This is a genomic window from Collinsella aerofaciens, from assembly GCF_902501475.1.
GTDB lineage: Bacteria > Actinomycetota > Coriobacteriia > Coriobacteriales > Coriobacteriaceae > Collinsella > Collinsella aerofaciens_AL.
Map to the genome: position 1 here is coordinate 17,589 of NZ_CABWIF010000002.1, position 8,953 is coordinate 26,541.

At 67.3% G+C, this 8,953-nt stretch carries 14 protein-coding genes; all 14 read left to right on the forward strand.

Annotated features, from left to right (window positions below; all coding sequences use genetic code 11):
• The first annotated feature begins 2 nt into the window (after positions 1 to 2).
• The 14 genes from GDJ93_RS00495 to GDJ93_RS00545 all read left to right on the forward strand — a co-directional run bounded on the left by GDJ93_RS00495 (position 3) and on the right by GDJ93_RS00545 (position 8,953).
• Entirely contained in the window at positions 3 to 188 is a 186-nt protein-coding gene (locus GDJ93_RS00495) for a hypothetical protein (RefSeq protein WP_117637868.1), read from the forward strand.
• Entirely contained in the window at positions 185 to 406 is a 222-nt protein-coding gene (locus GDJ93_RS00500; RefSeq protein WP_118349161.1) for a hypothetical protein, read from the forward strand. The genes GDJ93_RS00495 and GDJ93_RS00500 overlap by 4 nt, the downstream gene beginning before the upstream one ends.
• Positions 403 to 537, forward strand: coding sequence for a hypothetical protein (locus GDJ93_RS10180; protein ID WP_264297873.1), 135 nt, complete (start codon positions 403 to 405; stop codon positions 535 to 537). The genes GDJ93_RS00500 and GDJ93_RS10180 overlap by 4 nt, the downstream gene beginning before the upstream one ends.
• Before the next feature lie 103 nt (positions 538 to 640).
• On the forward strand, positions 641 to 1,363 hold the full coding sequence (locus GDJ93_RS00505) for a hypothetical protein (protein WP_152067357.1): 723 nt from the start codon (positions 641 to 643) through the stop codon (positions 1,361 to 1,363).
• 29 nt (positions 1,364 to 1,392) lie between these two features.
• Entirely contained in the window at positions 1,393 to 1,824 is a 432-nt protein-coding gene (locus tag GDJ93_RS00510; RefSeq protein WP_117765325.1) for a hypothetical protein, read from the forward strand.
• Positions 1,808 to 3,091 carry a PBSX family phage terminase large subunit gene (locus GDJ93_RS00515; protein ID WP_152067358.1) on the forward strand — a complete coding sequence of 428 codons (1,284 nt, stop codon included), beginning with the start codon at positions 1,808 to 1,810 and terminating at the stop codon, positions 3,089 to 3,091. The genes GDJ93_RS00510 and GDJ93_RS00515 overlap by 17 nt, the downstream gene beginning before the upstream one ends.
• Before the next feature lie 224 nt (positions 3,092 to 3,315).
• Complete coding sequence (locus tag GDJ93_RS00520) at positions 3,316 to 4,605, forward strand: phage portal protein (protein WP_152067359.1); 1,290 nt, start codon at positions 3,316 to 3,318, stop codon at positions 4,603 to 4,605.
• Between the two features lie 50 nt (positions 4,606 to 4,655).
• Complete coding sequence (locus GDJ93_RS00525; RefSeq protein ID WP_193221394.1) at positions 4,656 to 6,326, forward strand: phage minor capsid protein; 1,671 nt, start codon at positions 4,656 to 4,658, stop codon at positions 6,324 to 6,326.
• Positions 6,299 to 6,463 carry a hypothetical protein gene (locus tag GDJ93_RS09955; RefSeq protein WP_158573939.1) on the forward strand — a complete coding sequence of 55 codons (165 nt, stop codon included), beginning with the start codon at positions 6,299 to 6,301 and terminating at the stop codon, positions 6,461 to 6,463. The genes GDJ93_RS00525 and GDJ93_RS09955 overlap by 28 nt, the downstream gene beginning before the upstream one ends.
• 199 nt (positions 6,464 to 6,662) lie before the next feature.
• Positions 6,663 to 7,223, forward strand: coding sequence for a phage scaffolding protein (locus GDJ93_RS00530; RefSeq protein WP_152067361.1), 561 nt, complete (start codon positions 6,663 to 6,665; stop codon positions 7,221 to 7,223).
• A gap of 3 nt (positions 7,224 to 7,226) precedes the next feature.
• Positions 7,227 to 8,108, forward strand: coding sequence for a hypothetical protein (locus GDJ93_RS00535; protein WP_152067362.1), 882 nt, complete (start codon positions 7,227 to 7,229; stop codon positions 8,106 to 8,108).
• Between the two features lie 14 nt (positions 8,109 to 8,122).
• Complete coding sequence (locus GDJ93_RS09960; protein ID WP_158559642.1) at positions 8,123 to 8,278, forward strand: hypothetical protein; 156 nt, start codon at positions 8,123 to 8,125, stop codon at positions 8,276 to 8,278.
• Positions 8,268 to 8,627 (forward strand): hypothetical protein, encoded by a 360-nt coding sequence (locus GDJ93_RS00540; RefSeq protein ID WP_117637878.1) that lies wholly within the window; start codon positions 8,268 to 8,270, stop codon positions 8,625 to 8,627. Before GDJ93_RS09960 ends, GDJ93_RS00540 begins: the two co-directional genes overlap by 11 nt.
• A 32-nt stretch (positions 8,628 to 8,659) precedes the next feature.
• Positions 8,660 to 8,953, forward strand: coding sequence for a putative minor capsid protein (locus GDJ93_RS00545; protein WP_152067363.1), 294 nt, complete (start codon positions 8,660 to 8,662; stop codon positions 8,951 to 8,953).

Here is an 8,953-nt window from a genome sequence, read left to right on the forward strand (position 1 = left end):
CCATGGAGCAGCAGACCGAGAAGCCGAAGCGCCGACCCAGTATCGAGGTGCGCTGCCCGAAGTGCGGCATGCGCGAGATCTGGCACCACCTGCCCAAGGGCGGCGACCGCTGCCGCTGGTGCGGTCACCTGTTCGAGGACTTCACCTACCGCAAGGTCGGGCCGAGCGCGAAGGAGGGGGCGCGATGACGAACTGGGAGCACCTTTTCGGCACGCCCGAGCGGGCCATCCACACGGAGACGGAGTTCCACTCGTGGCCCTTCTTCATCGCCGTGTATGAGACGAGCCGCATGAGCAGCTGCACTACCAGCAAGCGGCTGCTGGCCAGCTTCTGCGAGGAGGCCGACTACCTGGAATGGCTCAAGGCCGAGTACGACGACGGCACCGTCGAGTGGGAGGAGCGATGAACCGCCCGGGATGCAACTGGGGGTGCCTGCTGTTCATAGCGGCGGCAATCGCCATAGACGCGGCGGCCATCTACGCCATAAGGGCGCTGGCGCTCGGGCTCATGGCCATGGCCGTGGCGGCGTGCGGATAGGGGCAACCGAATACGGAAACAGGCAGAGGGCCGTCCTTCGGGGCGGCCTTTTCCGTGCCCGGCGACACGCTTGCGACCATATGGGCCGAGAGATAGGAGACGCATGGCGAGAGGCGAGACATACGAGGAGTTCACGGCAAAGTTCGAGCCGAAGAGGACGACGGACGACTGCTACACCCCGCCCGAGGTGTACGACTGCGTGCTGCGGTGGGCGCACCGGGAGTACGGGTTCGACCTGGCGAAGGTGGCGCGCCCGTTCTATCCGGGCGGCGACTACGAGCGCGAGGAGTACCCGCAGGGCTGCACGGTGGTGGACAACCCGCCGTTCTCCATCCTGAGCAAGATCGTCAAGCACTACCAGGAGCGCGGCGTGGGCTTCTTCCTGTTCGCCCCCACCCTGACGTGCATGGGCATCCGCAACTGCTGCAAGGTCGTGACGGGCGTCGGCGTGACGTACGCCAACGGCGCGAGCGTCAACACGTCGTTCGTGACCAACCTCGACCCCGCCCAGGCTCGCAGCGCGCCCGACCTGCGCTCCGAGCTGGATGCCGCGATAGAGCGCCTGCGCCGCGAGAAGGCCAAGGCGCTGCCGAAGTACGAGTACCCGGACGAGGTGCTGACCGCGCCCATGCTGGCGCGCTACTCCAAGTACGGCATCGACTTCCGCGTGGGGCCGCAGGAGTGCAGCTTCACGAGGGCGCTCGACGCGCAGCGCGTGCAGAACAAGGCGATATACGGCAGCGGCTACCTCATATCAGAGCGTGCAGCCGCAGAGCGTTTCGCGCTTTCGCCGCGCGAGCGCGATGTGATCGCGTCGCTTGGCTAGCGCGAAACTAATCAGGAAGGAGGCCGCAGGTGCCCAAGAAGGACAAGCCGCTCACGGCGAAGCAGGAGGCGTTCGCCCGCGAGATGGCCAAGCCCCGCGCCAAGCAGCAGGACGCGTACCGCGCGGCCTACGACTGCAAGCGGATGAACTACAACTCGATAAGCTGCGCCGCGTCCAAGCTGATGCGCGACCCACGAATCGCGCACAGAATCCAGGAAATCCGCGACGCGGCCGCCAAGGACTGCCGCTGGGAGCTGCAGGACGCGGCCGCCCCGCTGTTCGAGGTGCTGGACGGCGCGCTGCCCATCTTCCGCCGCCAGGCGGCCGAGGGCAGCATCAACGGCGACGCGCGCCTGGCCATAACCGAGAGCGTGAAGCTGCTCAACGACATGTTCGGCGTGGACGGCGCGAAGGCCGCCATGGCGGAGGCGGGGGTGACCATCGTTGACGACCTCGGTTAGGCTCTCGGACGTCGTGGCCTCCGTGTTCGCCGGCGTGTGGCGCTCTATCAAGGCGCACGAGTTCACGCACTACTGGTTCAAGGGCGGGCGCAACTCCACCAAGTCGTCGTTCATATCCATCGCCATCGTGCTGCTGATCATGCTCAACCCGGAGGCCAACGCCGTCGTGCTGCGCAAGGTCGGCAACACGCTGCGCACGTCCGTGTACGAGCAGATAGGCTGGGCGTGCGACGTGCTGGGCGTGGCGCACCTGTTCGACTTCGGCCTGTCCCCCATGGAGGTGACGTACCGCCCCACCGGGCAGGTCATACGCTTTGTGGGATGCGACAAGCCGAAGAAGCTGAAGTCCGCGAAGTTCCGCACCGGCTACTGCGCCGTGGTGTGGTTCGAGGAGGTAGACGAGTTCGACGGCATGGACGAGGTGCGCAGCGTGCTGGCCACGTTCCTGCGCGGCGGCGACATGTTCTGGGTCTTCTACAGCTACAACCCTCCCCGCTCGGCTCGCAACTGGGTGAACAAGGAGGCGCGCGACCTGGAGGCCCACCCGGGCGAGGACGGGCGCTTCATATGCCACACCACGTACCTGGACGTCATAGACGAGCACCCCGAATGGATAAGCGCCACCGCGCTGGCGGAGGCGGAGCGCAGCCGCCGCAAGACCCCCGACTCCTACCGCTGGCAATGGCTCGGCGAGGTCATCGGCACAGGCTCCGAGGTGTTCCCCGACGAGCTGCTGGACATACGCCCCATCACCGCGGAGGAGCGCGCGTCCATCGCCCTGCGCTCGTTCGGCGTGGACGCGGGCAGCGTGCACCCCTGGGTGTTCATGGAGGCGGGCTACGACGAGAACGAGCGCGTGCTGTACCTGCTGGACGAGGAGAGCCGCCAGGGAACCGAGGCCATCGACGTCAAGACCGCCGAGCTGGTGGCGGCCAAGCTGCAGGCGGCCGAGGACCCCGCCGCCGACGTGTGGTGCGACAGCGCGGCGCGCGGCATGATCCTCTACTACCAGGAGCAGGGCATCGGCGCGCAGAAGTCGCTCAAGCAGGGCCTGAACGCGCCCAAGAGCCGCATCAGGTGGATGCAGAACCTTACGCGCATAGTCATCGACCCCGACCGCTGCCCGCTCGCCGCCAAGGAGTTCCCCGAGTTCGAGTACGTGTCGAACGGGCAGGGCGACATAACCGAGACACTGCCGAAGGTGAACGACGACGCGATAGACGCGGCGGGCTACGCCGCAGGACTGTGGATAAGGAGCAACCTCTGATGGAGAAGCGAGGCAACACGGGCTACGCCGAGGCGTGGCTGCGCCGCATGGGATACCAGCCGGACACCCGCATGCAGGGCATGGTGGGCGTCTGGTTCGGCTGGTTCGCGGCGAACAACGGCTGGTACCACTACAGCGAGCGGCGCGGCTTCCGCGTGTACAAGCGCGAGCGCGCCAGCCTGCATCCGGCGGCGCTCGTGGCCGACGAGTGGGCCAGTCTGCTCATGAACGAGAGCACGATCATCTCCAGCACGAGCGACGAGCGCCGCGCCTGGATGGCGCGCTACTTCGCCAACCCCAAGGCGACGGGCGGCGTCGGCGACGAGGGGCACGAGGACGGCCAGGCCGCGCCGCAGCCGACAGAGGACGGCGACGCGCCCACATCGTTCGCCATGGACAACGCCGACTTCATAGCCCGCGCGTTCGCCATGGGCACGGGCGCGTGGGTCATCGAGCCGCGAGGCGTGACCGACAGCGCCTACACGCCCGACGCCGAGCTGCGCATCGTGCGCTACGACGCCACGCAGATAGTCCCGCTCACGTGGAGCGCCGACGACTGCACGCAGTGCGCGTTCGTGGGCCGCGTGGAGGTCGCCGGGCGCGACTACGACCAGTGCCAGGCCCACGTGCTCAAGGGCGGCACCTACCACATCCTCACGCAGCTGTTCGACACCAAGACGCACAAGCAGGTGGCGGTCGAGGGCATCAGCGCCGACATGGACACGCGCTGCACCCGCCCGCTTTTCGCGCTGGTGCGCCCCGCCGTGTCGAACCGCTTCTACGACTACTGCGCGATGGGCGCGAGCGTGTACTGCAACGCCGTGGGGGCCATGAAGGTGGTCGACGAGGCCGCCACCTCCCTGCTCGACCACATTCGCGTGGGCCGCCCGCGCACGTTCGTGGACAAGACCCTCATAGAGTCCAAGACCGACAAGGGGCCGGACGGCAGCCTCACGAAGACCTACTACGCCTTCGGCGAGGCCGACGACACCATCTTCAGCATGAACCCCGGCGACGAGGGGTCGGCCAAGATCCAGACCGTTCAGAGCGACCTCAAGGCCGACGAGAACGCCAGCGCCATCAACACGGGCCTGCGCCTGCTGTCGGTGGCGTGCGGCTTCGGCAACGGCTACTTCTCCTGGGAGTCGCACACGGGCCTGAAGACCGCCAAGGAGGTGGCGGCCGACAACTCGCAGCTGATGCGATCCATCCACCGGCACGAGAACGCCCTGCGCAAGTCCATCGTGCGCCTCGTGAACGGCATGGCCGACGCGTGCCGCAGCATCAAGGGCGAGGCCGTGCCCTACGGCGACGTCACCGTGGACTTCGACGACTCCATCATCAGCGACACGCAGAGCGCGCGCGAGATGGCCATGAGCGAGGTCGGCGCGGGCATCATGGCCCCGTGGGAGTACCGCCGCCGCTTCTACGGCGAGACCAGCAACGAGGCCAAGGCCAACGTGCCCGAGCAGCAGGCCGGCGCGTTCGACATGCTGGGCGACGGGCTCGCCTGATGCTGGGGCCGGACTACATAGAGCACTTCACCGACGCAGCGCAGGGGGCCATGGACGAATACACCCTGCGCCTGGTGTGCATCTACGCCGCGCTCATAGGCTCCATCGACTTCGAGGGCGACAGCGCCTACTCGCAGGCCGCCCGCAAGGCGGCGCTTGCCGCCAAGGACGTGCAGAAGGCCATGAACGAGGAGGGCCGCAGAGCCGCGCGCGAGGCTGCCAAGGCTGCGGCCGAGGCCGTGGCCAAGAGCGCCGAGGCCGACCTGGCCACGCTGGGCACGGCCATGGGCGCGCTGTCCAAGACGATGCAGTGGAGACTGCACAACTCAGCGCGGGCCACGGCGGCGGGAGTGCAGGACGTCGTGAGCCGCGACAACCTGAAGATGCCCGCCAACGTGCAGCGCGCCTACCTCGAAGTCGTGGCGCAGGCCGTGGCTCGGGTGAACTCGGGCATGGCGGGCTACGAGCAGGCCACCCGCGAGGCCGTGCTGAAGCTGGCGCGGCGCGGCGTGTCCGTCGTGGACTACAAGAGCGGGGCGTGGGCGCAGGCGGACGTGGCCATGCGCCGCCACATTCGCACGCAGGCGGTGCAGGCCGGCAGCCGCAACACGCTGGAGCTGCTTGAAGAGACCGGGCACGACCTCGTGCAGACCTCCTCGCACGGCGGGGCGCGCGAGAGCCACGCCAAGTGGCAGGGCCGCGTGTTCAGTCTGTCGGGCAAGTCCAAGAAGTACCCGCCGTTCTACCGCGAGACGGGCTACGGCTCTGTCGATGGCCTGTGCGGCGCGAACTGCAAGCACGACTTCGGCATCTACGTGGAGGGCCAGCAGCTGCGGTACGAGCGCGATCCAGATGGCGGCGACGAGAAGCGCGAGGAGCGATACCAGGCAGAGCAGAAGCAGCGCGAGCTTGAGCGCGGCATACGCGCCGCCAAGCGCGAGGCAACGGCCCTGGAGGCCGCCGGGCTCGACAACACCAAGGAGCGCCTGCGCCTGGGCAAGCTGCAGAAGCGCCAGCGCGAGCACATAGCCGCCCATCCCTACCTGTCCCGCGAGCGCACGCGCGAGGCCGCCGTGGAATCGAAGGAGCGCATCTACCCGCTTGCCACGGACAAGACCTGGGTGCGCGAGAAGTTCATGCCGGGCAAGGGCGCGGGCACCGCCGCAGACGTGAGCCGCCGCGCCGTGAACGGCAGGGCCTACCACGACAAGGTGGCGTCCCTTCCCATCCCGAAGCGCGCAAGCGAGGCCGTGTACGCCGAGAGCCGCCGCATCCTGCGCGACCGCGACGGCACGGGCTACGAACGCATGTCCGTCGTGTCGTGGAAGAAGGGCGAGCGCGTCACCGACACCTTCGGGCACGGCCTGAAGAGCCAGGCGTGCGGCCTGACCGCCAAGCAGGTGGAGGCGTGCAGGCGCACCAAGGGCGGCGTGGTGCTGATCCACAACCACCCCATGAGCTCGCCGCCGTCGTGGACCGACATTCGAACGGTGGCGGAAAACGACTGGGTGCGCAGCTCAGTGGTGGCGTGCCACGATGGTACAATCTACGAAATCAAGGTGAACGACCGCAGCGTCGTGCAAGCGTACGAGGAGCTGCGAGAGCTGGCGAAAAGAGAGTGCCCGAACGTGGGCGGCGACGTTATCGACCAGCTTGCCACCGAAATGCTCTACGAGCGAAACGAGGAAGCGAAATGGTTCAGGCTGACAAAAAAGAAGTGACGCCAGAGGACTGGGTGCTCGTCATAGATGACAGCGCCTCCGAGTCGAAAGCCGCCGAAAAGCTGACCAAAGAAGAGCGCGAGGAGCTTTTTGCCAAGTCCCGCAAGGTTCTGCGCGACGCGGGGCTGATGAAGTAGACCAAGCGACAACCGAGTAGACGCACGGCATCAAGGCCGCCCATCACGGGCGGCCTTTTCTTTTGCCTGGCGACACCTCGGGGAAGATGCGGTCACGCGATGGGGCGGCGACAACGGCCCCGCACGCGACCGCGGCGACAACGGCGGGCCATCCAAGCGCGCAGGGAAGCGCGAAAACCAAACACGGAAGGAGCAAGCGATGGCGGACGACAACAAGCCCCAAGGCAACGAGGGCGGCGACAACGGCCAGCAGACCGAACCGGCGAAGGAGGTCGTGTCCTACGCGAAGTACAAGCGCGAGACCGACGAGTACCAGGAGCAGGTGAAGGCCCTCAAGGCCGAGCTGGAGCAGCGCGACAAGCAGATCGAGGAGTTCACCTCCAAGGCGGGCAACGCCGAGGAGCTGCAGGCCGCGCTCGACAAGGCCAAGGCCGACAACGAGGCGTACAAGGCCGACGCCGAGAAGCGCGAGGCCGACATGCGCCGCGACTTCGCCATCGACACCAAGCTGGCGCAGATGGGGGTGCGCAACGCCAAGGCGGCGCGCGCGATCATCCCGAACATCGCTGACGCGAAGCTGGACGAGCAGGGCAACCTCACGGGCATCGACTTCGAGGCCCTGAAGAAGGATAACGCCTACATGTTCACCGACCAGCCCCGCGAGAGCGCGGGCGGCGACCCCAAGGGCGGCGCAGGCTCCGACGGCCTGGCCGACTTCCGCGCAGCTTTCGGACTCACCGACGAATCTTCAAAGGAGTAAATCATGCCAAACAGCATCGAACTGCCCAAGGGCTACGAGAACGTGCTCATGGAGGCGTACCGCAAGGAATCCCTGACCGCAGTGCTTGATAGCGCCGCGCCGCAGGGCAACATCGCGCAGATGGAGCAGCTGGGCGAGTTCTACTATCCCGTCTACTCCATGGGTGGCCTGGGCGACGTGCAGGCCAACGGGCGACTGCCGCAGAACAGCGGCGCGTCCCTGACTTGGAAGCCCATCAGCGCCAACTACGACCGCGGCACCATCCTGGAAATCGACCAGAAAGTGGACGCCCAGTCCTTCAATCTGGCGTTCGGCAACGCCGCCGCGCACTTCAACCGCACCAAGGTGGTGCCCGAGGGAGACGCGTTCGTGTTCTCCACGCTGTGCGCAGGCACCGGCATCACCAAGGAGCAGAAGACCTACGCCGACGGCGCGGACATGCTCAAGGGCCTGAACGCCGCCATGTGCGACATGGACGAGAAGGAGGTGCCGGAAGAGGGCCGCGTGCTGTTCATCACCCCCACCCTGCTGGGTATGGTGAAGGACCTGGACACCACCAAGTCCCGAGAGGCGCTGGACGGCTTCTCCTCCATCGTGAAGGTGCCGCAGTCCCGCTTCTACAGCGCCATCGACCTTTTGGACGGCACCACCAAGGACGAGGAGATCGGCCACTACAAGAAGGGCACCGGCGCGGTGGACATGAACTTCCTCATCGTCCACAAGGACGCCGTGGTGCTGCGCTGGAACTTCGCGCACGGCAAGGTCATCGACGCCGAGGACAACCAGCAGGGCTTCGGCCACCTGTTCAAGTACCGCAAGTACGGCGTGTGCGGCGTCCGCGAGAACCTGGCGCACTACATCACCGCAAGCATGAAGGCCGCGTAGGAAGGAGGCGCGACATGCGCACCGTTGGACTGGCCTTCGAGAAGGAGGCCCCGAAGAAGGCCAAGCCCGCCAAGGGCAAGGCGGAAAAGCCCGAGGCGAAGGCCGCAGACGAGCAGCCCGCCAAGGGCAAGGCGGAAAAGCCCGAGGCGGCCGAGGACGATGGAAACTAGAGCCCCGACCCACGAGGACTACCTGGCAGCCGGGCGCGGGGAGCTGTCCGCCGAGGAGTTCAAGGCGGCGCTCCCCCACGCCACGGCGGCCGTGCGCGACCTGATCTTCCCCAACGAGCCGGACGGCTCCGAGGAGTGGGCGCGCGCGGTCATGGCGGCCTGCGAGGTCGACGCCGCATACGGATGCTCGGGCGGCATCATGGAGGGCGGCGGCTTTACCGTCGGCTCGTTCTCGTGGAACCCCGGTACCGAAGGGGCCAGCACCTACCGCAGCGACATGGAGGCCGCCGTCCGCCGCGAGCTGCTTGGAACGCCGCTGCTCTACGCGGGCATCGGGGGTACCAGATGATGCGGGTGCCGCGCTCAGCGCGGCCTTCCACCATGTTCGTCAAGGTGCCCAGGGAGGGCGGCTACGGCGGCGAGTTCGAGCAGCCCGTCGAGGTGCGCCGCGTGCGCTTCGAGCCCGTCTCGGCGTGGCTCGTGCGCGAGTACGCCCTGGGCGACGGCGCGCAGGGCCTCGTGATAGCAGACGGCGCGGACAGCCCCGGCATGTTCGACGTGCCCGTGGGCAGCCGCGTGAGCATCGACGGGGGCGAGTGGATGAACGTGGCGAGGTGCACGCCCCGCCGCGCGTTCGGCACCCGTCCCCACCACTGGGAACTGGAGGTGAGGTAG

What these genes read in the sequence shown, in the direction of transcription:
- GDJ93_RS00495 (WP_117637868.1), top strand. Translation starts at nt 3, where the DNA reads ATGGAGCAGCAGACCGAGAAGCCGAAGCGCCGACCCAGTATCGAGGTG.
- GDJ93_RS00500 (WP_118349161.1), top strand. Translation starts at nt 185, where the DNA reads ATGACGAACTGGGAGCACCTTTTCGGCACGCCCGAGCGGGCCATCCAC.
- GDJ93_RS10180 (WP_264297873.1), top strand. Translation starts at nt 403, where the DNA reads ATGAACCGCCCGGGATGCAACTGGGGGTGCCTGCTGTTCATAGCGGCG.
- GDJ93_RS00505 (WP_152067357.1), top strand. Translation starts at nt 641, where the DNA reads ATGGCGAGAGGCGAGACATACGAGGAGTTCACGGCAAAGTTCGAGCCG.
- GDJ93_RS00520 (WP_152067359.1), top strand. Translation starts at nt 3,316, where the DNA reads ATGAACGAGAGCACGATCATCTCCAGCACGAGCGACGAGCGCCGCGCC.
- GDJ93_RS00525 (WP_193221394.1), top strand. Translation starts at nt 4,656, where the DNA reads ATGGACGAATACACCCTGCGCCTGGTGTGCATCTACGCCGCGCTCATA.
- GDJ93_RS09955 (WP_158573939.1), top strand. Translation starts at nt 6,299, where the DNA reads ATGGTTCAGGCTGACAAAAAAGAAGTGACGCCAGAGGACTGGGTGCTC.
- GDJ93_RS00530 (WP_152067361.1), top strand. Translation starts at nt 6,663, where the DNA reads ATGGCGGACGACAACAAGCCCCAAGGCAACGAGGGCGGCGACAACGGC.
- GDJ93_RS00535 (WP_152067362.1), top strand. Translation starts at nt 7,227, where the DNA reads ATGCCAAACAGCATCGAACTGCCCAAGGGCTACGAGAACGTGCTCATG.
- GDJ93_RS09960 (WP_158559642.1), top strand. Translation starts at nt 8,123, where the DNA reads ATGCGCACCGTTGGACTGGCCTTCGAGAAGGAGGCCCCGAAGAAGGCC.
- GDJ93_RS00540 (WP_117637878.1), top strand. Translation starts at nt 8,268, where the DNA reads ATGGAAACTAGAGCCCCGACCCACGAGGACTACCTGGCAGCCGGGCGC.
- GDJ93_RS00545 (WP_152067363.1), top strand. Translation starts at nt 8,660, where the DNA reads ATGTTCGTCAAGGTGCCCAGGGAGGGCGGCTACGGCGGCGAGTTCGAG.